This window comes from Candidatus Vesicomyosocius sp. SY067_SCS001 (genome assembly GCF_014706615.1).
Classification (GTDB): Bacteria; Pseudomonadota; Gammaproteobacteria; order PS1; family Pseudothioglobaceae; genus Ruthia.
On record NZ_CP054877.1, the window covers coordinates 462,361 to 487,034 of the forward strand.

General features: G+C 30.0%; 25 protein-coding genes. 17 read left to right on the forward strand and 8 right to left on the reverse strand.

Annotated elements, in window-relative coordinates:
• Positions 1-84: 84 nt before the first annotated feature.
• The 5 genes from lptF (at position 85) to HUW60_RS02240 (ending at position 4,374) form a co-directional block, all read left to right on the forward strand.
• The gene (gene lptF / locus HUW60_RS02220) at positions 85-1,176 is read left to right on the forward strand and encodes an LPS export ABC transporter permease LptF (RefSeq protein WP_255501583.1); all 1,092 of its coding nucleotides are present in this window, start codon (positions 85-87) and stop codon (positions 1,174-1,176) included.
• Positions 1,177-1,317: 141 nt separating this feature from the next.
• Positions 1,318-1,716 (forward strand): preQ(1) synthase, encoded by a 399-nt coding sequence (gene queF, locus HUW60_RS02225; RefSeq protein WP_190600807.1) that lies wholly within the window; start codon positions 1,318-1,320, stop codon positions 1,714-1,716.
• Positions 1,717-1,723: 7 nt separating this feature from the next.
• Positions 1,724-2,869 carry a polynucleotide adenylyltransferase PcnB gene (gene pcnB / locus HUW60_RS02230; RefSeq protein ID WP_190600808.1) on the forward strand — a complete coding sequence of 382 codons (1,146 nt, stop codon included), beginning with the start codon at positions 1,724-1,726 and terminating at the stop codon, positions 2,867-2,869.
• A gap of 376 nt (positions 2,870-3,245) precedes the next feature.
• Complete coding sequence (locus HUW60_RS02235) at positions 3,246-3,470, forward strand: exodeoxyribonuclease VII small subunit (RefSeq protein WP_190600809.1); 225 nt, start codon at positions 3,246-3,248, stop codon at positions 3,468-3,470.
• Positions 3,471-3,519: 49 nt separating this feature from the next.
• Positions 3,520-4,374 carry a polyprenyl synthetase family protein gene (locus HUW60_RS02240; protein WP_190600810.1) on the forward strand — a complete coding sequence of 285 codons (855 nt, stop codon included), beginning with the start codon at positions 3,520-3,522 and terminating at the stop codon, positions 4,372-4,374.
• Here HUW60_RS02240 and HUW60_RS02245 read toward each other — a convergent pair.
• The 5 genes from HUW60_RS02245 to HUW60_RS02265 form a co-directional block, all read right to left on the reverse strand.
• Complete coding sequence (locus HUW60_RS02245) at positions 4,371-5,315, reverse strand: beta-ketoacyl-ACP synthase III (protein ID WP_190600811.1); 945 nt, start codon at positions 5,313-5,315, stop codon at positions 4,371-4,373. The genes HUW60_RS02240 and HUW60_RS02245 overlap by 4 nt on opposite strands.
• Positions 5,308-6,327: a phosphate acyltransferase PlsX gene (plsX, locus tag HUW60_RS02250; RefSeq protein WP_190600812.1), complete on the reverse strand. Its 1,020-nt coding sequence runs from the start codon at positions 6,325-6,327 to the stop codon at positions 5,308-5,310. Before plsX ends, HUW60_RS02245 begins: the two co-directional genes overlap by 8 nt.
• 5 nt (positions 6,328-6,332) lie before the next feature.
• Positions 6,333-6,530, reverse strand: a complete 198-nt coding sequence (rpmF, locus tag HUW60_RS02255) for a 50S ribosomal protein L32 (RefSeq protein WP_190600813.1) — start codon at positions 6,528-6,530, stop codon at positions 6,333-6,335.
• A gap of 24 nt (positions 6,531-6,554) precedes the next feature.
• On the reverse strand, positions 6,555-7,049 hold the full coding sequence (locus HUW60_RS02260) for a YceD family protein (RefSeq protein WP_190600814.1): 495 nt from the start codon (positions 7,047-7,049) through the stop codon (positions 6,555-6,557).
• 348 nt (positions 7,050-7,397) lie between these two features.
• Positions 7,398-8,099 carry a lysophospholipid acyltransferase family protein gene (locus HUW60_RS02265; RefSeq protein ID WP_190600815.1) on the reverse strand — a complete coding sequence of 234 codons (702 nt, stop codon included), beginning with the start codon at positions 8,097-8,099 and terminating at the stop codon, positions 7,398-7,400.
• 892 nt (positions 8,100-8,991) lie between these two features.
• Between HUW60_RS02265 and HUW60_RS02270 the strand changes: the two genes are divergently transcribed.
• Positions 8,992-9,744, forward strand: coding sequence for a YciK family oxidoreductase (locus tag HUW60_RS02270; protein ID WP_190600816.1), 753 nt, complete (start codon positions 8,992-8,994; stop codon positions 9,742-9,744).
• Between the two features lie 107 nt (positions 9,745-9,851).
• Here HUW60_RS02270 and HUW60_RS02275 read toward each other — a convergent pair whose 3' ends face one another.
• Complete coding sequence (locus tag HUW60_RS02275) at positions 9,852-10,652, reverse strand: inositol monophosphatase family protein (RefSeq protein WP_190600817.1); 801 nt, start codon at positions 10,650-10,652, stop codon at positions 9,852-9,854.
• Between the two features lie 13 nt (positions 10,653-10,665).
• Between HUW60_RS02275 and HUW60_RS02280 the strand changes: the two genes are divergently transcribed.
• Complete coding sequence (locus HUW60_RS02280) at positions 10,666-11,403, forward strand: RNA methyltransferase (protein ID WP_190600818.1); 738 nt, start codon at positions 10,666-10,668, stop codon at positions 11,401-11,403.
• Here HUW60_RS02280 and htpG read toward each other — a convergent pair whose 3' ends face one another.
• Positions 11,404-13,254, reverse strand: a complete 1,851-nt coding sequence (htpG, locus tag HUW60_RS02285) for a molecular chaperone HtpG (RefSeq protein ID WP_190600819.1) — start codon at positions 13,252-13,254, stop codon at positions 11,404-11,406.
• 545 nt (positions 13,255-13,799) lie between these two features.
• Here htpG and HUW60_RS02290 point away from each other — a divergent pair.
• The 5 genes from HUW60_RS02290 to bioB all read left to right on the forward strand — a co-directional run bounded on the left by HUW60_RS02290 (position 13,800) and on the right by bioB (position 18,088).
• Positions 13,800-14,336, forward strand: coding sequence for an L-threonylcarbamoyladenylate synthase (locus HUW60_RS02290; RefSeq protein ID WP_190600820.1), 537 nt, complete (start codon positions 13,800-13,802; stop codon positions 14,334-14,336).
• Positions 14,333-15,259 (forward strand): oxygen-dependent coproporphyrinogen oxidase, encoded by a 927-nt coding sequence (hemF, locus tag HUW60_RS02295; protein WP_190600821.1) that lies wholly within the window; start codon positions 14,333-14,335, stop codon positions 15,257-15,259. The genes HUW60_RS02290 and hemF overlap by 4 nt, the downstream gene beginning before the upstream one ends.
• On the forward strand, positions 15,249-15,473 hold the full coding sequence (locus HUW60_RS02300; protein WP_190600869.1) for a sulfurtransferase TusA family protein: 225 nt from the start codon (positions 15,249-15,251) through the stop codon (positions 15,471-15,473). The genes hemF and HUW60_RS02300 overlap by 11 nt, the downstream gene beginning before the upstream one ends.
• A gap of 132 nt (positions 15,474-15,605) precedes the next feature.
• Complete coding sequence (gene glnA / locus HUW60_RS02305) at positions 15,606-17,021, forward strand: type I glutamate--ammonia ligase (protein ID WP_190600822.1); 1,416 nt, start codon at positions 15,606-15,608, stop codon at positions 17,019-17,021.
• A gap of 98 nt (positions 17,022-17,119) precedes the next feature.
• The gene (gene bioB / locus HUW60_RS02310; protein ID WP_190600823.1) at positions 17,120-18,088 is read left to right on the forward strand and encodes a biotin synthase BioB; all 969 of its coding nucleotides are present in this window, start codon (positions 17,120-17,122) and stop codon (positions 18,086-18,088) included.
• Here the strand turns inward: bioB and murG are convergent.
• Positions 18,051-19,043: an undecaprenyldiphospho-muramoylpentapeptide beta-N-acetylglucosaminyltransferase gene (gene murG, locus HUW60_RS02315; protein WP_238924526.1), complete on the reverse strand. Its 993-nt coding sequence runs from the start codon at positions 19,041-19,043 to the stop codon at positions 18,051-18,053. The two genes, bioB and murG, sit on opposite strands and share 38 nt — an antisense overlap.
• A gap of 1,214 nt (positions 19,044-20,257) precedes the next feature.
• On the opposite strand from murG, the gene HUW60_RS02320 reads away from it, so the two are divergent.
• The 5 genes from HUW60_RS02320 (at position 20,258) to nusB (ending at position 24,608) form a co-directional block, all read left to right on the forward strand.
• On the forward strand, positions 20,258-21,868 hold the full coding sequence (locus HUW60_RS02320) for an ABC-F family ATPase (protein WP_190600825.1): 1,611 nt from the start codon (positions 20,258-20,260) through the stop codon (positions 21,866-21,868).
• Positions 21,869-22,001: 133 nt separating this feature from the next.
• The gene (locus HUW60_RS02325; protein ID WP_190600826.1) at positions 22,002-22,589 is read left to right on the forward strand and encodes a riboflavin synthase; all 588 of its coding nucleotides are present in this window, start codon (positions 22,002-22,004) and stop codon (positions 22,587-22,589) included.
• 2 nt (positions 22,590-22,591) lie between these two features.
• Positions 22,592-23,665 carry a bifunctional 3,4-dihydroxy-2-butanone-4-phosphate synthase/GTP cyclohydrolase II gene (ribBA, locus tag HUW60_RS02330; protein ID WP_190600827.1) on the forward strand — a complete coding sequence of 358 codons (1,074 nt, stop codon included), beginning with the start codon at positions 22,592-22,594 and terminating at the stop codon, positions 23,663-23,665.
• An 11-nt stretch (positions 23,666-23,676) separates the two neighbouring features.
• Positions 23,677-24,180 (forward strand): 6,7-dimethyl-8-ribityllumazine synthase, encoded by a 504-nt coding sequence (gene ribH / locus HUW60_RS02335; RefSeq protein WP_190600828.1) that lies wholly within the window; start codon positions 23,677-23,679, stop codon positions 24,178-24,180.
• Between the two features lie 2 nt (positions 24,181-24,182).
• Positions 24,183-24,608, forward strand: coding sequence for a transcription antitermination factor NusB (nusB, locus tag HUW60_RS02340; protein ID WP_190600829.1), 426 nt, complete (start codon positions 24,183-24,185; stop codon positions 24,606-24,608).
• Positions 24,609-24,674 lie beyond the last annotated feature (66 nt).

Here is a 24,674-nt window from a genome sequence, read left to right on the forward strand (position 1 = left end):
ACGAGTGTTTGTTAATCACCTTAAGCATACCTAAGGTATGTAACCTTTATTATAGCAATTAAAGTTTTTAAATTACAGAATAGCATTCTAGCTAGATATTTAATGCGTAATACATTGGTAATTTTAAGTGCAGTGTTTATTGTAATTAGTTTAGTAGTTTTTGGTAATCAGTTAGTACTAATGGTGAAAGAGAGTCTAGGAGAAGGTATACCTGTTAAAGAGCTATTACCAGTAGTTGGTTTTAATATGATTAGAGATGTTGTGCCAATTTTATCTTTATCTTTATTATTGGCTATTATTTTGAGTATTAACAGGTTGTATAAAAACTCAGAGGCCGTCATAATGAACTCATTAGGTTTGAACAATAAACATTTTATGTTATTCATTCAACCGCTTGTTATTGTTATTGTTATTGTTATTGTTATTCTAACGACAGTTGTAGTACCTTGGTCTAAGCAGCAAAAAGACTTGATTATAAATCATAGTAAAAATATATCTAAATTTTCTTTTATTAAAGAAAGAGAATTTCAAGAGTTTAAAAATGGTGATATTATTTTTTTTGCATCAAAAGTAAGTAATTCTGATAATTCTAAAGAACAAAATATGGAAGGGATTTTTATTTACACTTTGATTAATAATGAACCAGTTATAATTTTAGCGAAACAGGCTAAAAAATACACTAATTTAAACACTAATAGCGTGTATTTACGTCTTAAAGATGGTACGAATTATCACGGATTTATTCTAGATACAAAGAAAAAAATATTAAATTTTAATTTATATGATATACAAATTATTGACGGAAATATGAAAAAATTAATTAGCAAGGTTACTAAAGTAGAATCAAAATCAACACTTGAATTGTTTCTTTCTAGAAAACTTACAGAAATAGCAGAGTTTCAATGGAGAATATCTCAGCCTTTGAGTATTTTAATATTGTCAGCGCTTGGTGTATTGCTTGGAAAAACTTCCCAGAATGGAGGTAGAAATTTAGGCGTATTAATTGGCGTTGTTGTGTTTATTTTATATAATAATGCTTTGCTAATTTCCAAATCAGTCTTAGAACGGGGAGAGTCTTTACCAATTATTGGACTGTGGTGGGTACATTTAGTTATGTTATTACTAATTTTTAGTTTTTATTCAATTAGGCATAGAATATTTACCAATTTTTTTTAACAATATCTTATTAAAAAATAATTCAGTAAAATTACTAATAATAAAAAATATTAGATTTATTATTTTTTAGTTAGGTTTTTATAAAGAGTGCTACACTTTTTGACGCGTAAAATAACCATGTTTTTTAAAGGAAAAATTTTAATGTCGTCTCAACCAAATAAAAATTTAAAGGTTTTTGATAACCCTAATATTGAACGTAATTTTATTATTCAAATTAACATGCCAGAGTTTACATGTTTATGTCCTAAAACAGGACAACCTGATTTTGCTAAATTATATCTTGAATATATTGCCGATAAAGTATGTATAGAATTAAAATCATTAAAAATGTATATTTGGTCGTATCGAAGTAAGGGTGAATTTCATGAGTCAGTCACTAATAAAATTCTTGATGATTTGATTCAAATAAGTAATCCAAGATTTATGCGCTTAAAAGCAATTTTTAATGTTCGTGGTGGTATTTATACAACTATAATTGCTGAATACCAGCAAAAAAACTGGACATTAGAAAACAAAGTTGATTTACAGTATCAAGGCTAGTATTTTTATGAAAGTTATTCGTCAGATTGTTAAGTTTGATAGAAATCTTCTAGATAAAGATGCTTTAAAGGTTATTAATATTATAAATAAAGCTGGGTTTAAAGCCTATTTAGTAGGAGGTTGTGTTAGAGATTTCCTTTTAAGTTTAACACCAAAAGATTTTGATATTGCAACCAATGCTAAACCAGAACAAGTACATAAATTATTTAAACGTTCACGTTTGATTGGTAGGCGGTTCCGTTTGGTACACGTTATGTTTTCAGCACGTAAATTTATTGAAGTAGCTACTTTTAGATCAGGGAAAGTACAAGTAGCTAACAACGGGCTTGTTATGCGCGATAATTGCTATGGCAATATTGAAGATGATGTTATACGTAGAGATTTGAGTATTAATGCACTTTATTACGACATTGAAACACAAGAAGTTATTGATTATGTAGGTGGACTTCAAGATATAAGAGTACAAGAGTTACATGTTATTGGAAACCCAAAAAAAAGATTTGAGCAAGATCCAGTGCGCATGATTAGAATTATTAGATTTCAAACTAAATTAGATTTTCATTTGAGTAATGAGATTAAGTTGGCTATTTTTGAGCAAGCGCCACTTCTTGGTAATATCTCCACAATACGCTTATATGAAGAGTGTATTAAATTATTTCATAATGAATATGGGTTTAAAATATATCAACGCTTAGAGGAATATGGTTTGTTTAAATATTTATTTAAACAAACTCACAAGAATGAATTTATTAAAAAAGCTTTATTAAATACATCAGATAGAATTAAAAGAAACCAATCTGTAACACCTGTTTTTTTATTTGCTGTATTTTTATGGCAGGCTCAAAATGAGCGTTTTTTTGTGATTAAAAAGAAACAATGTTCTACATCTTTAGCTATGAGCCAAGCTTCAGAAGAAGTTATTATTGAACAAATTAAACAAGTTTCATTACCAAGATGGCTTAGTAGTAGAATTAAAGACATCTGGATGATACAGCCAAAACTAGAAAGTATGAATCCTAAAAAAGTAAAAGAATTATTAAAAAATCCACGTTTTAGAATGGCGTATGATTTTTTATTACTACGCTCTATAAGTATCAATCCTGAATTAGCTAAGGTAGCTAAATTTTGGCACAAAACTCAACAATTAAATTAGTCTTAATTACAACTCGTTCAAGTGGGATTAACCTATGTTTATCAGAATATTTCTTCTGGAAGAAGTAATATAGATGCTTAAAAGTTAAAAACTTAGAATTTAACACCTATTAACTAGATTTATCCATTCTCTTGTATATATTTACAAGGTTATGAGTCACATGTATAAATAATTGATAGTTTACATAGGTAAATAGGTGTATTAGAATAGTATTTAGTAAAATTTAAATATATTATTCATTCTTTATAAGAAAAAATATCAAAATTTATTATTGTGTTATTTTTTAACTAAACTATTTACTATACTTAAAAGAATATTTATAACAAAAATAATGGATAAAATAACAAGTAAATCGGATAGCGAGGAAAAATATAAAATGTCAGAAAAATTTAATTTTAACCAAGGTTTAATCGATTTAGAAAAAATTGTAAAAACCATGGAATCTGGCGATTTAAGTCTCGAAGATTCGCTTAATCACTTTTCTAAAGGTGTTGAATTAACTAAACAATGTCAAAGTGCACTTAATAAAGCAGAACAAAAAATTTCTATGTTAACTGAACAAGACAACTATACGAATGAAAAACCACTAAAGAGGTTATAATATTTTGTATTATACTAAGTGTTAAATATTACATTAAGACTTTTTAGTAATGGATTTTAATACTTACATTACAAGGGTTAATACTAAATTAGAGAAATGTTTACCAGCGCATGGTTATTTAACTAAAGCAATGCGTTATAGCACATTAACCAATGGTAAACGTTTTAGACCTATTCTTACTTATTCTGTTGCTAATACTTTTAGTACGCATTTAGATTTAGTTGATTCTAGTAGTTGTGCTGTTGAATTTATCCATGCATATTCTCTAATTCATGATGATTTACCAGCTATGGATGATGATGATATACGCCACAATCAACCAACTTGTCACAAACTTTTTGGAGAGGCTCAAGCAATTTTAGTGGGTGATGGTTTGCAAACATTGGCATTTAAGGTGTTGGTTAATGATAATTTGATTGGTTCTGATACAAAAATTGAGTTAATAAAGTCTTTAACGCATGCCTCATTTGAAATGGCAGAAGGTCAAGCAATTGATTTATCTATTATTGCAAAACAAGTTAACATTACAACGTTAGAAATTATGCACCGAAAAAAAACAGGTGCATTATTAAATTGTGCAGTTAACCTAGGTGCAATTATTTCTAAAAATTGTAACAATAAGGATCATGCTATTTTAAATATTTTTTCTAAAGATATCGGTTTAGCATACCAGATTCAAGATGACGTTCTTGATATTGAAACACCTGATGAGTTATTAGGTAAAAAACAATATTCTGATAAGTATAAAAACAAGCCTACTTATCCGTCCTTATTGGGATTGGATAAATCAAGACTTGTTTTTAAGGATTTATACGAAAAAGCTATTGATGAGATATCTTTATTAAGCGTAGATGCAGTAGAATTACAACAATTAACAGCTAAATTGCAAGAAAGATTGTTTTAAAACTGAATTAGAATACTACCCCAACTAAAACCAGCACCAATACCTTCAAATAATAAATGATCACCTCTTTTAATACGGCCGTCTCTAACTGCTGTATCTAGTGCTAATGGTATGGAGGCGGCAGAAGTATTGCCATGATTTTCAAGAGTAACAATTACTTTATTCATTGGAGTTTTGATGCGTTTGGCAACAGCAGATATAATACGAATATTAGCTTGATGGGGTACTATCCAATCTAATTTGTTTGAATTTAAATTAGTTTCTTTAAGTGTTTTTTCTGCTAAAGAAGATAAGAGATTAACCGCAATTTTAAAAACTTCATTACCAGACATTTCAATAAACCCCACTTCATTAATGTAATTATTACTAACTTGGAGTGAAGATAGATAATTTCCATCACTAAATAGTTTTGAATATAAAATACCGGTATTATCGCTTCCGCTTAACACTACAGCACCAGCACCATCACCAAATAAAACTGCAGTAGAGCGGTCATTCCAATTAACAATTCTTGATAAAGTTTCACTACCAACAACTAATACTTTATTAGCAGCAGAGGCTTTGATATATTGCTCAGCTGTGGTCAATGCAAAGATAAAGCCTGCACAAACTGATTGTAAATCAAATGCAGGGCATGAGGCACCAATTGCGGTTTGTAATATGGTTGCTGTTGCAGGAAAAATTTTATCAGCTGTGGTGGTTGCTAAAATAATTAAATCTAAATCTTTGACATTAATACCAGCCATTTCAAGTGCACGATTAGCTGCTTTTTCAGCTAAATCACAAGTTGTCTCATTAGTCACCTTATGTCTTTGTTTAATACCTGTGCGCGCAACAATCCACTCATTTGTTGTGTTAATGGTTTTTGATAAATCATCATTGGTAATTACGGTAGGTGGTAAGTAACTACCTGTACCAATGATTCTTGCAAATTTATTCATTATGTTCTAATTCTTTTGAAATTTGAATTGATATTTTGTCGCTGATTTTAGCATGAGCTTCAATATAAGCCTCAGTAATTGCTGTTAAAAATGAATCAATATTTGCACTACCATGACTTTTAACAACAATACCACGAAGTCCTAACAAGGATGCGCCATTGTATTTATCAGGGTTAAGACTAGATTTAAAATCTTTAAGTACGGGTATTGCAATGAAAGAAACTAACTTGGTTAATAAGTTTTTAGTAAATGCTTGTTTTAGATAATGTTCCATCATTGATGCTACACCTTCACTGGCTTTTAATGCAATATTACCTTCAAAACCATCGCAAACAATTAAGTCTACGATACCCTTGTAGATATCATTACCTTCAACAAATCCTACATAATTTAAGTTAGAGGCTTTTAATAAAGTGGCAGCTTTTCTAATTTTTTCACTGCCCTTCATATCCTCTTCTCCAATATTAAGAAGACCAATGGTGGGTGATCCGATATTTTCAATATGTTTAACAGCAATTGAACCCATCGTTGCAAATTCAACTAAAGCTTTAGGCTTTGAATCAACATTAGCACCTAAATCTAGCATGTGTGTATGTCCAGTTATGGTTGGCATACGGCCCATAATAGCAGGACGGGCAATACCTTTAATAGTTCTTAGTACAAAGCGAGAAATAGCCATAAGTGCACCAGTATTGCCTGCACTAACACAAGCATCTGCTTTGAATGTTTTAACTAGATTAATAGCAATACGCATAGAAGAATCTTTCTTCTTTCGTAATGCGATTGCTGGAGATTCATTCATTAATACAACTTCACTTGCATGAATAATTGTGTATCTTGAATTAAGCATATTTGATGGATATTTGTCTAGTTCAGTTATAATACTAGGTTCATTACCGACAAAGTATAAATGTAAATCTTGGAATATATTTAATGCTTTAATACCTGCTACAATAGTAACAGGTATGCCATAATCTCCTCCTGAGGCATCAATTGATACCTTTATTGTCACAGGGTTTAAACATTTATTTTTTGAATATTTTGTGCTTTGTTAATTATTTTTTTACCATGGTAAAAACCATCAGTTGTGATGTGATGACGTAAGTGAATCTCACCTGTCTCTTGATCTTCTGATAATGTAGAGTTTGTTAGTGCATTATGTGAGCGACGCATACCTCTTTTTGAAGGGGTTTTTCTACTTTTTTGTACGGCCATTTTTTTTACTCCTTAGGTTTTATTTTAATCTTTTAATTGTTTTAATCTTGCAAAAGGGTGATATTTATCTTGACTATTTATCCACTCTTTATCTTGGTACGATTGACAATCGTATGAATGCATCGGACTCATTGGAATGGAAATTAATAGCTCATCTGTTATAAATTCAATGGTTGAAAATGTTTTATCAGTATTAAGAATTGTTTCAAAGCTTGAATCCAAATTTTCTTTTTGTTGTTCATTTTTCAGAAATCCAATTTTAAAACTAGGACTTAAATGAATATTTACCTTATTTAAACAACGTTGGCAATCAACGACTGCATTTAATTGAATTGAACCTTTAATACAAGGAACTACATTATTTTTAATGTAAAAGCTTAATTCAACTTTTATTTTATCATCAATATTGCTAAGTAGTTTTTTCATTCTAGGAAAATCTTTCACTTTATATATGTGTGAAAAATTCAACCCCTTTTTAGCAAAACTAAATAATTTTATAATATCTGGTATTCCTTGCATTAATCTTTATCAAAAAAACAACCTGATAATTTTATCAGAAAAGAATCAATAACTTGTTCTTTATAGAAAATAAATATTTAACAAAACAGTTAGTTTGCTAAATATTTATTTTCTATAAAATTTAATGTGAAATTTCTTTAATAGTTGAATAATTACTATTAATTATTGTAAATCTTAATATTACTCTCTAAATTACTATTCATATTATTGATAATACTTATGTTTATATACCAATCAGAATTATTATATTTACTATTGTCTAGCGCTATTTGTTTAATTTGTATATCAATTATAAAAGATTTTTTGATTAAAAGTATTTACTCCTAAGTATGATACAATAAAGTTAAATTAAAATTTTTTACTTTGTTTTTGAGTCCAATTTTTAATAATTTGCGTCAATTTTTTGGTAGATTTTTCTTTTACCTTCATTGGCTTGCCAATAATTACAGTGATAGTACCAGCATGTTTTATGAAACTACCTTTGGGCCAAATTGTACCAGCATTATGATAAACAGGCATGATGTCACAAGATGCTTTCTTAGCAAGAGCTATAGCACCATTTTGATATTTTCCTAGTTTTTTATAGGGTTGCCGAGTCCCTTCTGGAAATATCACCACAAAAATACCATTTTTTAATCGATTTTCTCCTTGTTTTATAATTTTTTTTAATGCTTTTAATTTCTTTCCACGATTAATAACAATAGGTTTGAGTAGCATCAAACCCCAACCAAAAAATGGTATACATAATAAAATTTTCTTAAGTACCCAAGTTTGTGGGGGAAATATTTGTTGAAATCCAAGTGTCTCCCAGGTAGATTGATGGTTAGAAACGATTACACAAGGTTTAAAAGGAATATTTTCTTTGCCGATCACTTGTAGCTTAATATTAAGTGTATATTCCAACCACCACAAGCAAAACATTGACCATTTAGATAAAATTGTGTAGCGAAACTTAAATGGTAAAAAGAACAAAGATAGTGCAACAGTTACTAAAATTATCAATGTAATAAATGAGCCTAAAAAATACAATAATGACCTTAATAACAGCATAGTAATTTGCGAGTGTAAACGTTATAATATGATATTTTTATAATTTTAACTGATAGATATTACTATATTGAGTATTAACACTATTTATTTTGACTTAAATGGTACATTTATATATAGCATTAGATTTAGCTAATGTGTTAAATATGTTACTTTAATACAGTGGTTAAGTGAAAAACCTTATAAAAGAATCAATTTTTTAGTTTTATTGGAATAATATATTCTTAATTAAGTTTAGTTTTGATTGTGATGAATTCTATTCTAATCTTATTGATAGATACATAAAAATGTTGAATATTTATAAGTATTAATATAAATCAATTTTATAAAATATTTTTAGACATTGATATATGTATTATACTTATTAGAATCAAAGAGATGTTTTAGAGTAGTTACTAATAATCCTGATAATTTAATTTATCTCTTATTAAGAAAATTTAATATAAACCATGATGTTGTGGTTTTTGGTGCTACCATTAGTATTTAATATACATCCTGCTTTGTTATAATATGCTTATGTATAATCAGAAATTAATCTAAAGTAATATTTATTTGTTAGGAGTGATAAGAATGATTTATTGTCAGCTTAAAACACTAATATTAAAAACATAACTGTTACTTATAGTTATTGAAAGGTGAGAAAAGATTTGTACTATGATTATTTGATTAATCAAAAAGAAGGATGTTAGTACTAATAATAGTGGACATATAGAAATTAAGGAATTTTTAGACAAGATTGAAATTATTTTTAATAAATAAGTTAAAGAAAGAGTAACCATTTTGTATAGATCTACAAGTTAAGCTATAGGTAAACTATTTGATAACAAAGGTAATCTTATTGCTTTTTATGAAAAAATAAAAAATTAGGTATTTAAAGTAAAAAGGAATTAAGCCAATGGAAATTTCAACTAATTATTCAATTACTAAAGGTGAATTAAAAGATAGAGTTATTTTAGTTACTGGTGCAAATCGTGGTTTTGGTAGGGCAATAACACTTGACCTTGCTAAGGCAGGTGCAAGTGTTATTATGTTAGGTCGTGATTTATGCTCTCTAGAAATCACTTACGACGAGGTGATAGATTTGGGTTATCAAAAACCTATTCTTTATCCGCTTGATTTAGAAGGTGCAACACCTAAACATTATGAGCAGTTACAAAAAAATATCTTGGATAATTTTGAGCAACTTGATGGGCTTATTCATAATGCTAGTATTATTGGAACAATGATGCCAATTGAACAATATGATATTAAACTTTGGTATTCAACTATGCAAATTAATATTAACGCACCTTTTATGCTCACCCAAGTATTAATTCCTGTGCTTAATAAATCAAGTGATGCCCGTGTATTATTTTTTTCTTCATCGGTAGGACGTGTAGCAAAAGCATATTGGGGAGCATATGGTGTAAGTAAATTTGCTATCGAGGGAATAAGTAAAACCTTATCTGAAGAATTAGAAAGAACTAATATTAAGGTAAATTCACTTGACCCAGGAAGAATGCGTACCAAAATGAGACAAATTGCTTATCCAGCTGAAAATATATACAACAATCCACTGCCTGAGACAAAAAGTCCTGTAATTGTGTATTTAATGAGTGAAAAATCTAAAAAGATAAATGGAAAACAGATTACTTTATTTAGTATTTGATAAAATTTAAAATAAATACTAGTATAGTAGTTGCTTTCTTTTAAAGAAAGAATATCAAGTGGTATAAATATATTTTTAGTAGAGTCTTAGTTATATATTGATAATTTTTAACGTTGTAATTTAACTGTTAAATAGGGATGAATGGTTTTTAAAATTGCTTTAAAAACTTGGTTATTGCCAGCCACTATATTGCCTGTTTTTAGATATTCATCTCGTCCTGAAAAGTCACCTACAAACCCACCTGCTTCTTTAACTAAAAGCACGCCAGCAGCAATATTCCAAATATTAAGTTCAATTTCCCAAAAGCCATCTAACCGACCTGCAGCTAAATACGCTAGATTAAGTGCAGTAGAGCCAGTATGGCGAATACCAGAAACCTTTAGACGAATAGCTTTAAACATACTTAAATAAGTATCTAAATGTTTTGATTCTTTGAATGAAAAACCTGTACCAATTAATGTATTTTCAAAACCATTAGTATGTGTTATGCGAATTCTTTGTTCGTTTAAGTAAGCGCCTTCTCCTTTAGAAGTAGTAAATAATTCTTCCTTAAAGGGATCGTATACTACAGCATGTTTTGGCTCTTTATTTTCATACAAAGCAATCGAGACAGAATATTGAGGAAAACCATGTAAGTAATTAGTAGTGCCATTTAATGGATCAATAATCCATTGAAAACGATTATTGTCTAAAATTTTACTATTTTCTTCATATAAAATTGAATGACTAGGAAAGGTATATTTTAACTCGTTTATAATGGCATCTTTAGCAGCTTTATTTACTTCAGAAACAAAATCATTAGTTGTTTTATTTTTAATCGTTAAAAGATCAATTTGATTATGATATCTTAAAATGATGTTGCCAGCTTTTCTAGCGACTTTAACGGCAATATTAAGCGTAGGGTGCATAATAGAAGGAAAAATGAAGAAAGGAATAAATTATACCTTTGATAAGGTACGTGTGGTTATGGTTAATACTACCGAGCCTGGTAATATCGGTGCGGCAGCTCGTGCAATGAAAAATATGAATTTATCAAAATTGTATTTGGTTAATCCAAAAGGTTATCCATCAGCTACAGCTACGGCTAGAGCTAGTGGTGCAGATGATGTACTTTCAGATGCTATAGTTTGTGAGTCTTTAGAAGAAGCTTTAAAAGGTACGCATTTAGTGATTGGTGCTAGTGCACGCCAGCGTAACATAAAATGGAGACAAATGGATGTTATTGGGACTTGTAATAAAATTCAAAAAACTATTACAATTGATAGTCAAGAAGTTGCTGTGATATTTGGTACTGAAAAGTCAGGTCTTACTAATAAAGAGTTAGATTTATGTCAAATACTCATGACTATTCCTGGTAATCCAGATTATTTTTCTTTAAATGTTGCATCAGCTATTCAGATATTTGCTTATCAAAATTATATTTATAACACCACAACTGAATTTAAAGAAAGCGTTAGTAAATTGGCTAGTTTTGATGAATTAGAAAGTTTTTACACACACCTTACTCAAGTGTTAGAGCATATTGAATATTTTAGAGATAAGTATTCTCAAGTATTATTAATGCGTCGATTACGTTGTTTTTTTACCAAAGTAGAGCCTAAGATAGAAGAGGTGTCAATTTTTAGAGGTATTCTTAAAAAGATTAAACCTTTTAACTGATCAATTGATCAGTTTATTTATACGTTTTACAAATTCTGCTGGCTCTTTAAGTTGTCCACCTTCTGATAAAACAGCTTGATCAAATAGAACCTTGACTAAATCCTCATCAATTTTAGTTTTAAGTTTTTTAACTAATGAATGAGTTGGATTAATTTCAAGAATAGGTTTAGTATCTGGTACATCTTGACCTAAGGATTTCATAATTCTTTCCATATTACCGCCCATTTCATTTTCATCAGCTATCAAACAAGAAGGGGATTTGCTAAGACGGGAAGAGATTTTAATTTCTTTAACCTGAGAGTCAAGAATTTTTTGCATTTTTTCAATAACTATTTCAAAGTTTTTAGCGACTTCTTCTTTAGCTTTTTTTTCTTCCTTAGAATCAAAGTCTTCTAAATTACCTTTGGCAATTGATTTAAGTTGGATACCCTCAAATTCTCTAAAATTACTTACCATCCACTCATCAACACGATCAGATAGTAGTAGCACTTCAATATTTTTTTGATTAAAATTTTCTAAATGTGGGGAACCTTTAGCAGTTTCATAGGTTTCGGCAGTTATATAATAAATGGCTTTCTGGTCTTTTTGTATATTTTTTGTATAGTGTTCAAGTGTTACTGTTTGTGTGGCGTTTTTACTTTTATTAGTAGTAAATCGTAAGAGTTTTGCAATTTTATCTTTATTGATGGTATCTTCTACTACACCCTCTTTCATAAGCATGCCGAATTCTTGCCAAAATGTTGCATAATCTTCAGGTTTGTTTTTAGCCATCTTTTCTAAAACTGATAAAATTCTTTTGACACTTGCCTTACGAATAGCCTTAACTACTTTATTATCTTGTAAAATTTCTCGAGAAAGGTTTAATGATAAATCAGCTGTATCAATCACACCTTTAACAAAACGTAAATACAGCGGCATTAGAGCTTCATTATCTTCCATGATAAATACACGTTTAGCGTAAAGTTTAATACCTCCTTTACGTTTAGGTTCCCATATATCGAAAGGAGACTTTGAAGGGATAAATAGTAATGAAGTGTAATTTATATTCCCTTCAACTCGATTGTGCAGTTGTGTTAGTGGAGCTTCAAAATCATAAGTAAGTGACTTATAGAATTCATCATAATCTTTTTGTTTAAGATCTTGTTTATCTTGAGCCCAAAAAGCATTGGCTTTATTAATGCGCTCATATTCAATATCTTTATTATCTTTACTAACCTTAACCATCATGATTGGCACAGTAATATGATCTGAGTATTTTGAAATAATATTGCGTAAGCGATAATCTTCTAAAAACTCCTTTTCGTCTTTTTTGATGTGCAATATAACTGAGGTACCAAAATCTGGACGATCAATACTTTCTATTGAATATTTACCTTTGCCAGTAGAAGTCCATTTTGTACCTTTTTTACTTTTACTACCAGCTTTTCTGGTAATTATTTCAACCTTGTCAGCTACAATAAAGCTAGAATAAAATCCCACACCAAACTGTCCAATTAAGTTAGAGTCTTGTGCTTGTGTTTCATTTAAACTTTTTAAAAATTTTTTAGTACCAGAATTGGCAATAGTCCCGATATTCTTATTAACTTCTACTTCGCTCATACCAATACCATTATCAGTAATGGTAATTGTGTTAGCATCTTTGTTTACATCAATGTGAATTTGCAATTCTTCTTTTCCTTCAATCAAAGTATCATCTGACAAGGATTTGAATTTTAATTTATCAACTGCATCAGAAGCATTAGAGATTAATTCACGTAAAAATATTTCTTTATTTGAATACAAAGAGTGAATCATTAAGTGTAATAATTGAGAAACCTCGGTTTGGAAAGAATGTGTTTGTTTTGTTGTCATTATATTATTTCTACCTGTTTTTTAATACATTAATTCGTAATATGGTCGAAACATAAAAAAGCAAGGGTTATTTTCTGTATAAACAAATTAATAATTTTAGTTCAGTGTTTAAAAGTTAATCATTATACATTTTAATCAGTTAATTATGATTAAAATGTATAATGATTAAATGATGTAGTCTTGTAGACTTAAAGCGTCTAAACTAGTAGTTTTAAATATTAATAATGTGAATTTACATCAAGGTTTTTACGTGTGCTTGGCAAGACTCCTCATATTAGAGATATACCAGTTGGTAAAGTCAGTTAAACAAATAGTTAGTTATTATTTAATAATTCAAGCTATGTGTTATTGTGAATAAAAAACAGCAATAGAGTAAGTGTAATAAGCGAACAGAATGTATTATACCATCTAGTCACAATTTATATTTTTACTAAAAAAGTTCTTAGGACTATTTAGTATTAGATCTATTCAAGTCTATATTTATCTTATTTTTTTTAGAATTGTCAAAAGTATATGATAAGTACTATGCTAAGAGCTAAAAAGTCATGAATTTTCAAACCAGATTTGCAGCTTCTTGCTTAAAAGCAGGCGGGGTAATTAGCAATCCTACTGATACTATTCAAGGGTTATCTTGTTTGCCAAAATTTGAGCCCTCTATGAATAAAATACTACAATTTAAACACCGATCTAGCGCTAAAGGATTGATATTATTAGCTAGTAATGTTCATTATTTTAAAGATTATGTTAAGGACACTTCCTTGTTGATTAATATAACCATTGATGCTCAACCAACTACTTATTTACTCAAGGCGAATGGGTGTACTTCTCAATTATTAACAGGTGATTTTGATACAATCGCACTTAGACTAACTAATAATGAATTAATCACTAATTTATGTACAATAACTCATAGCGCTCTAGTTTCAAGTAGTGCTAATATTACAAATAAATGTAATGTAAGAAGCATACTAGGTTTAAAAGTATTTTTTAGCGATAAATTAGATTATATTATCCCGCCAAAAACTTACAACATCCAAGCCTCAAAAATTATTAATTTGCAAACTGGAGAGAAGATTAGATGATTGAAAAACTTCAAAAATATTTACTAATGCTGCAAGCCGATATTTGTGAACAATTTGAACAACTAGATGGTAAAGTAAAGTTTATTAAAGACGCTTGGAAAAAGCCAAATAATACAGGTAATGGATTGACTAGAATACTAGTCAATGGTGCTGTATTTGAACAAGCAGGTGTTAATTTTTCAATTATACGTAGCAATGATATGCCGGCTTCAGCTACTGCACTAAGACCAGACTTAGCAGGACGTAGTTTTACTGCTTTAGGTGTATCATTAGTGATTCATCCGCACAATCCTTATGTTCCAACGTCACATGCTAATGTTCGATTTTTTATCGCTAAAAAAAAAGGTAAAATTCCTATTTGGTGGTTTGGTGGTGGTTTTGATTTAACTCCATATTATGGTTTTGATGAAGATGCAATTTTTTGGCATAAATCAGCCAAACAAGCATGTGATCTGTTTGGTAAAAACGTGTATTTAAAATACAAAAAATGGTGCGATGATTATTTTTATTTAAAGCATAGAGATGAACAACGTGGTATTGGCGGTTTATTCTTTGATGATTTAAATGAAGGTGGTTTTGATAAATGCTTTGCTTTTATGAGAAGCGTGGGCGATGGTTATATTAAGGCTTATCAACCTATTGTTGAACGTAGAAAAGATACATTCTATACAGACCATGAAAGACAATTCCAGCTTTATCGTCGTGGGCGTTATGTTGAATTTAATTTAGTTTATGATCGTGGTACTTTATTTGGATTGCAAACCGGCGGACGAACAGAGTCAATTTTGATGTCAATACCACCATTGGTTCGTTGGCAATACCAGTATCAACCAGAACCAGGTAGTGAAGAAGAAAGACTATATACTCGTTTTATTCAGCCTCAAGATTGGATTAATATCTCTTTTGAACAAAGTGAAATATAATCTTAACGCTAAACGTTTATTTTGCCCTATGTCAGTTATCCGTTTGAGTGAGATGATTAAAAAAATTGAAATTAATGACACAATTGAATTATTAACTACCGATACTAGTGTTCTTCGTGACATATCTGCTTGGTGTAAAGTTCATGGGCATAAAGTGATTTTAGTTAATCAAAAAACTGATGAAATTATTATTTTTGTAGAAAAAACAGGGTAGAATAAATCCTTCGAAAATTAAGAAAAAATTTATTACAAAAATAAATAAAAAGAATAATAATGCTTGCAACGGCGCAGGTTATTTTTGACAAAGACTGTCAGCGAAATATAAATAGTCAAAAAAGGAGAAAGTATGTCTGCTAAAAATATAATGAAGATTATTGAAGATAATAAGGTTAAATTCATTGATTTTCGTTTTACCGATACCATTGGCAAGGAACAACATGTGAGTGTTCCAGCACACAGCATAAATATTGAAAAACTAACTGAAGGACAAACGTTTGATGGTTCGTCAATTGCTGGTTGGAAATCTATTGATAAATCTGACATGATTATGATGCCAGACACAGCAACAGCGGTAATGGATCCATTTACCGAAGAGCCTACACTCAACATTATTTGTGATATTATTGAGTCAAATAATATGACTAACTATGAAAAAGACCCTCGTTCTATTGCAAAGAGAGCTGAAGTTTATTTAAACAAAACTGGCATTGGTGATACCGCATATTTTGGCAATGAGCCAGAATTTTTTATCTTTGATAGTGTTAAATGGGATACAGGCTTTGGTTTAGGTAAAGCTTTTTATGAAATTAATTCCGAAGAGGCTTATTGGGAATCTGGTTCTGATTTTGAAGGTGGTAATAAAGGGCATCGTCCTAGAATTAAAGGCGGTTATTTTCCAGTTCCTCCGGTAGATTCATTACATAATTTACGTGCACAAATGTGCTTAGCAATTGAAGAAATGGGGGTAACTACCGAGATTCATCATCATGAAGTTGGTACTGCCGGACAATGTGAAATTGGTGCATTATTTAATACGTTAGTGAAAAAAGCTGATGAAACTCAAATATTAAAATATTGTGTGCATAATGTTGCACATACTTATGGTAAAACAGCAACTTTTATGCCTAAACCAATCGCAGTTGATAATGGTAATGGTATGCATGTTCATCAATCAATTATTAAAGATGGTAAGAACTTATTTGATGGTAATGAATACGGTAATTTAAGTGAAATGGCGCTTCATTATATTGGGGGTATTATTAAGCACGCTCAAGCACTTAATGCTTTTACTAATGCTTCCACTAACTCGTACAAACGTTTAGTACCAGGTTTTGAAGCACCAGAAATGTTAGCATATTCAGCCAAAAATCGTTCTGCTGCTATTCGTATTCCTTTTGTGTCTCATTCTAAAGGCCGTCGTATTGAAGTGCGTTTCCCTGATTCAACAGCTAATCCATATCTTGCATTTGCAGCAATGTTAATGGCAGGTCTTGATGGTATTAAGAATAAGATTAATCCTGGAAAACCAGGCGATGAAGATTTATATAAGTTGACAGAAAAAGAAAAATTATCTTTTCCTAAAGTTTGTAGCTCATTAGATCAAGCACTTGAGGCGTTAGATAAAGACCGTGAGTTTTTAAAGAAAGGTAATGTATTTACTAATAATATTATTGATTCATTTATTAATCTTAAAATAAAAGAAGTAACAGCACTTCGTGCTTCTCCTCATCCGGTAGAGTTTGATATGTACTACAGTGTATAGAATTTAATTTTAAATAAGATAAAAAGCCGTGTATTTACACGGCTTTTTTAAAATCTTAATTAAGTTAAAATAACTAATAAAATATCAAACAAAAGATTATGACACAACATCGACACAATTGGACACTAAAAGAAGTTGAAGCTTTATTTACATTGCCTTTTAATGATTTATTATTTCAAGCACATAGTATTCATAGAAAAAATTTTGATCCTAATCAAGTTCAAATTAGTTCATTGTTAAACATCAAAACTGGTGCCTGCCCTGAAGACTGTTTATACTGTTCGCAAAGTTCTAAATACGACACAGGCCTTGAACGTGAAAAATTAATGGAAATTGACTTGGTTCTTCAACAAGCTAAACAGGCGCAAAATAACGGTGCAACACGATTTTGTATGGGAGCTGCATGGAGAAATCCTACTGATAAGAGTCTAAACAAGGTCATACTAATGATACAGAGTGTAAAAGATATGGGTATGGAAACGTGTGTAACCTTAGGCATGTTAACCCAGAAACAAGCATTCGTTTTAAAAGAAGCAGGTCTAGATTATTACAATCATAACATTGACACTTCAAAAGAGAACTACTCAAATGTTGTTACTACACGTAATTTCCAAGACCGCTTGAATACTTTAGAATCAGTACAAAATGCTAATATTCGTGTTTGTAGTGGTGGTATTATAGGATTGGGTGAAGATCAAACTGATCGCGCCTCTATGCTTAGGTCACTATCTAATTTAGCAATACATCCAGACAGTGTGCCACTTAATTTATTAGTGCCAATTCCAGGTACGCCGTTTGAAAACATTAAGCCACCAACAGAAAGTGAGTTTATACGTACCATTGCAGTAGCACGTATTATGATGCCAAAATCAGTTGTACGCTTATCAGCAGGTCGCACTAATATGGGAGATACTATGCAAGCACTTTGTTTTTTTGCAGGCGCTAATTCTATTTTTTATGGTGAGCAGTTACTCACTACCGACAATCCAAATACTAATAGTGACAAAGATTTGTTTGTAAGTCTAGGGATTAATCAGAAACAAGCAAATAATCTACAATCTGTTTAACCGCATTAGGTTTGGCAATTTTTAATGCATTGCTAGACATTTGTTTAATTTGATCTTTGTTAATATTAAGTAAAATTCCTTCTAGTAATTCAATTGTTAAATCTTTTTGCTCAATTAGTATACCAGCATTATTATCTGCCAAAATTTTAGCATTATGGAATTGATGATTATCAATGGCGTTAGGTAGAGGGATTAAGATACTGGAGGTAGCTGATAGCATTAATTCTGAAACAGTCATTGCACCTGCTCTACAAAGCACAATATCTGCCCAAGCGTAAGCACTTGCCATCTCTTGAATAAATGCAGTTACTTTTACTGTACTATTTTTGTACTGAGATTTAACCGTATCAGCATGTAATTTTCCTGTTTGATGCCAAATATTAATATTAATATTAAGCTGTGTAACTATCTCATTAATCGGCTTTGAACCTAAAGAACCACCGATAATTAATAAGTTTAATTTGTTATTATTTTGTTTTTCAATAGGATTGAATACAATTGGATTGCCAGAAGTAGTGGCATTTCTAATAAAAGTATCGTCAAATGCTTGAAAGGTTTTTGTGGCTATTTTGTTAAGTATTTTATTGGTTGTTCCTGGAATAGAGTTCTGTTCATGAATTACTAATGTAGTTTTAAACATCCAAGCTACTAAGCCACCAATACCTGAAGTAAACCCACCCATACCAAGTACAACATCAGGTTTAAATTTTAGAAAAATTTTTATCACTTGTAACGTAGCATAGCCCAGTAAAAATGGTGCTTTTATTAGGCTAATAACGTTCTTACCCCGTAATCCAACACTATTAACAGTGTGTAGTTTAATCTTATGTTTAGGTATAATATTGTTTTCCATACCGATGTTTGATCCAAGCCATTGAATATTACTTGAATGCCTTTTAAGCTCGTTAGCAATAGCAAGTGCTGGGAATATATGTCCCCCAGTTCCCCCAGCCATAATGAGGATTTTTTTAGCTGTGTTAAACACAGTGTTTTTGCTTAGAATATTTATAGTAATTTTCTATATCATTTCTAAGTAATATGAGAGAAACTATCATATTTGATATTCACCTAACGAATAAGTTGTAAAGTAAGCCCTTTGGGTAGAACTAAGGATAGATTAATACTAAATTGTATACCTATATAAATACCAAAGGCTAACATAAGACTTATATTCACGATTATTTTTAAGTGTATTTTTTGGTAAATTTTAAAGCTCTAAGTATAATATAAGTAAAGGTAAACAATATATGTTTCTCCAAAGATAGTAGAAATCATATCAGTATGTAGTTCTGTAAATTTGGTATATTGTTAAATGTCATTACCAAAATCTAGTTTAACCACTCCTAGCAATACTAGCTAATGTATGTTTAGTTTGCCCACTTTATTAGGACTTTGTTAAGCTAACTTTCTTTTTTGTCAAAAAGAAAGTTAGCTGTTAGACTCAATTAAGAATTTGAAAAGGATAGTGATAACAATAGCAATAATATTTACACCAACTATGAATAATTGTTTTTAAATTAGTCACACCTCACACACCTGTGCCCAGTTAAATAGTATAAGCAAATATAGAGGTAATAAAAGTCGCACATAAGTCTGATACTAGTAGTAGACCCCCAATAATGATAAGCGTTTTAATAAATCTTATATTGAATTTTTTAAATCTTTTTCTTGTTTAACTAAAAATCCTACCATGAATAAAATTATTTCAAAAGACTGAAGTTTAAATAACATAAATTTATTACAAACACGTTTAACCTTTGACAGTTTTTTTCGATAAATTATAGGAAAAACACCAATCAGTAAGTATATCAATGTAATAATAAAAAATAATTTTTGTAAAAATACAAAGAAAATTTTATTGTAATGTAACTAACACTTAAGCCCCTAAAATAATAAAAATAACTTATTTTATAAGATATCCATAACTAAAAGAATATCCGTTAGTATGTATAAAACATAGTATCCAAATAAAGATAAACAATGTTAAAACAGGAAAAAGTAGATTTTATCGATAATTAAACTATTCTTATCAAAGATAAGTTCCTAACAATTAATTATTTTATTGAATTATATTCACCAAGGTGAGATTTATAATTCTATTAGTTGGGCTTTTTTATTACTATTATGGGATAATATTCTTTTTTCGTTTGTAAAAATAAAAATAAGTTTATGATTTCTACTGCCAATATTACTATGCAGTTTGGTGAAAAACCTTTATTTGAAAATATTTCTATTAAATTTCAGGACGGTAATCGTTATGGTTTAATTGGTGCGAATGGCTGCGGTAAATCAACTTTTATGAGAATCTTAACAGGTGAACTTATTCCTAGTAATGGCACAGTTCATATTAGCGATGGAGAGCGTTTAGGTATTCTTCGCCAGGATCAATTTTCTTTTGAAAATTTTAGCGTAATTGATACTGTGATTATGGGACATCATGAGCTATGGATAATTAAAAAAGAAAGAGATAGAATTTATGCCCTACCTGAAATGAGCGAAGAGGATGGTATAAAGGTTGCAGAGCTTGAAATGAAATTTTCAGAAATGGATGGTTATATGGCTGAATCTTCTGCTAGTGAATTATTATTAGGTTTAGATTTTCCAGAAGAGCAACATTATGGTTTAATGAATAAAATTGCACCAGGTTGGAAATTACGTATTTTATTAGCTCAAGCATTATTTTTAGATCCAGATATTTTATTACTTGATGAACCTACAAATAATTTAGATATTGACTCAATCCGTTGGTTAGAAGATGTGTTAAAGGAACGAAAGGCAACAATGATAATTATCTCTCATGATAGACATTTTTTAAATGGTGTATGTACACATATGTCTGATTTAGACTATGGTGCACTTAGTACCTTTCCTGGCAATTACGATCATTTTATGATTGCGTCAACTGCTATTCAAGAAAAAATGCAAGCTGACAATGCTAAAAAAGAAGTTAAAATTAAAAATCTAAAGCACTTTGTATCTCGCTTTTCAGCTAATGCCTCTAAATCTAAACAAGCTACTTCAAGGTTAAAACAATTAGATAAGATCACATTAGATGATATTAAACCCTCTTCAAGAGTAAGTCCATATATTATATTTAACCAAGAAAAAAAGATACATAGAAATATATTAGAGGTTGAAAACCTATCTAAGAGCTTTAATCCCAAAGGAGATAATGAAAAGGATGGTAAGATTGAAGTTTTAAAAAATATTAACTTCTTGTTTGAAGCAGGTGATCGAATTGCGGTTATTGGCCAAAATGGTATTGGAAAAACTACGTTGTTACGAACTTTAGTTGGTGAAATAAAGCCTGACAAAGGTAAGATTAAGTGGAGTGAAAATATTAATATTGGTTATTATGCACAAGACCATAGTAAAGAATTTGAAATTGATATGAGCGTACTTGATTGGATGAGTCAATTTAAAAGTGAAAAAGATGATATACAAGCAATGCGTGCAGTGCTAGGAAAAATGTTATTTGGTAAAAAAAATATTGGAAAAAGTGTTACAACACTTTCTGGTGGTGAAAAAGGCAGGATGTTATTTGGTAAACTCATGCTACAGAAACCCAATATATTGGTAATGGATGAGCCTACCAATCATCTTGATATAGACTCAATTGAAGCACTTAATTTAGCATTGGATAATTATAAAGGTAGTTTAATATTCGTTAGTCATGATAGGGAGTTTGTTTCTTCACTTTCTACTAAGGTATTAGAACTTAAAAAAGATGGCATGCATTATTATTCTGGTAATTATGAGGATTATTTAGTTAGTAAATAATAAAATAAACTCTTAGAGCTTTTTAATTTAATTTTTAAAAAAGATAAACGTGTTACTTTAATATTGATTTGATTGTTTATTAATGTTATTTAGTGTAAATAAAAGTTTTTATTTTAACCAAAAAAATAAGTAAATGTTTACAGGTATTATTCAAGCTATTGGCAAAATTAAAAGTATTGAACTAGGTTCATTTTGCTTTCAAGCGAAGAAATCATTTTTTGATGAAGTAAAAATTGGTGATAGCATTGCCGTGAATGGCGTGTGCTTAACTACTATTAAAATAGATAATGATTATTTTAAAGTCGATCTTTCAGAAGAAACTCTTAGGTGCACAAATTTTAGCCATTTAGGTGTTGATAGTTTGGTCAATCTTGAAAAAACATTAAAACTTAATAAAGGCATTGATGGACATTTAGTTAGTGGGCATGTTGATGGTATTATTAAGGTTGTTGGACGATGTATTGAAGGTAAATCAACACGTTTTAAAATGATAACACCTAAGAATTTGATAAAATATATCACTAAGAAAGGTTCTGTTTGTATTAATGGAGTTAGTTTAACAGTTAATAATATTAATGACTGTGTATTGGATATTAATATTATCCCATATACTCTAAAAACTACAACATTGGGTGAGTTAGAAATAAATAGCAAGGCTAACCTTGAGGTTGATATTATCGCTAGACATATTGAGCAATTATTATTTTTTGAAAAAAAATAGTTATGAAATCTACCATTAAAGAAATTTTAAAAGATTATAGCCAAGGCAAAATGATTATCCTCATGGATGATGAAGACCGTGAGAATGAAGGTGATTTAATCATCCCTGCTGAAACTGTTACTAAAGAAGATATTAACTTCATGGCGACTCATGGTCGTGGTTTAATTTGTTTAACATTAACACAGGAACGTTGTAAGCAACTTAATTTACCACTTATGGTTGCACAAAACAATGATTCGAATGGTACTAATTTTACTGTTTCAATTGAAGCAATAAAAGGCGTAACCACAGGCATTTCAGCAGCAGACAGAGCTAAAACAATATTAGATGCTGTGGCAAAAGATGCCAAGCCTGATGATATTGTACAACCAGGACATATTTTCCCGCTTATGGCACAACCAGGTGGGGTTTTAATTCGTGCAGGACATACTGAGGCAGGATGTGATTTAGCTCGTATTGCAGGATTTGAACCAGCTAGTGTGATTGTTGAAATTCTAAATGAAGATGGTTCAATGGCACGACGTAATGATTTAGAAATATTTTCTAAAAAACACAATATTAAGTTAGGCACGATTGAAAACTTAATCTCTTATCGAGTTGAAAATGAAAAAACTATCGAGCGTATTAACGAACGTGAATTTAAAACCGAATTTGCCATTTTTAGACTAATTTCATTTTTTGATAGTATTCACAATGAAACTCATTTAGCCTTGATTAAAGGTGAAATTAATGGTAATACTGACACGTACGTACGTGTACATATGGAAGATACTTTTAAGGATGTATTAAGAGAAAAATCAAATAGTTTTAGCGTTGATGCTGTATTAAAGCATATTGCTAAGTCAGACAGTGGTGTTTTATTGTTACTTAGAATGCAAACTAACCAAAGTATTTTAGAAAATATTGACAACGTCAATGGTGATATTCATGATGATATTAAAACTTATGGTGTTGGTGCTCAGATTTTATCTGATCTTGGGGTTAAAAGAATGAAAATATTAGGTAATCCTAGAAAGCTTTATGGCTTAAAAGGCTTTGGTTTAGAAGTGACTGAATATATAGATACTAATAAGTAAGGGAAACAATAATGGAATTTAAATTTAATAAAGACGGTAGTAGAGATTTTCTTTCAAAGAAAAGAATTGCCATTATTGTGGGTTATTTTTACCAAGATATTTGTGATAATCTATTATTAGCTGCACAAGAAACTTTAATCAAATATGGTATTAATGATAATAATATCAATGTATTTTATGCTCCTGGCGCATTTGAAATTCCACTATTAGCTAAAAAATTAGCAAGTCAACAAATAAATGGTAAAAACTTATACAATGGTATTGTAGCTTTAGGTGCTGTGATTAATGGTGAAACTCCTCATTTTAAGTTTATTTGTAATGAATGCGCTCGAGGTGTATCAAATGTTTCTTATCAGTATGAAATTCCAACCACTTTTGGTGTTATTACTACAAATAACATGGAGCAAACTATTGCTAGAGCTGGTGGTTATAAGGGAAATAAAGGCGAAGAAGCAACTATGGCGATGATTATAATGCTTTATTTAATGCAACAAGCAGATACCCAATCTTTTTAACTATGCCCTTTAAAACTCCAAAGCAACGTACCCGCGAACGTGTGATACAAGCATTATATCAATATCTAGTGTCAGGTGGTGAAGTATTTCAAATTGAACAACAATTTCTAAACCAAAAACAAGGCAAAATTTCAAAAGTTTTCTTTTCAAATTTATTTATCAATATCCTTAAAAATAGATTTGTATTAGATGAGCTAATTACATCTAGCATTAGTCGGGGAACTGAAGAGCTAGGATCTGTTGAACATTCTATTTTATATCTAGGTACTTTTGAACTTAAATTTAACTCAGAAGTGCCTTATAAAGTCGTAATTAATGAATCACTTGTATTGGCAAAATTATATGGCGCAGAAGGTTCATATAAACTTATTAACGTTTCGTTAGATAAATTAGCACGAATGCTTAGAAAAATTGAATTAATCAACTAAAAATAAATCTAGATATATATTTTATAATCATAAGTTTTTGTTTTTTACTAACCAAAAGATTTATTG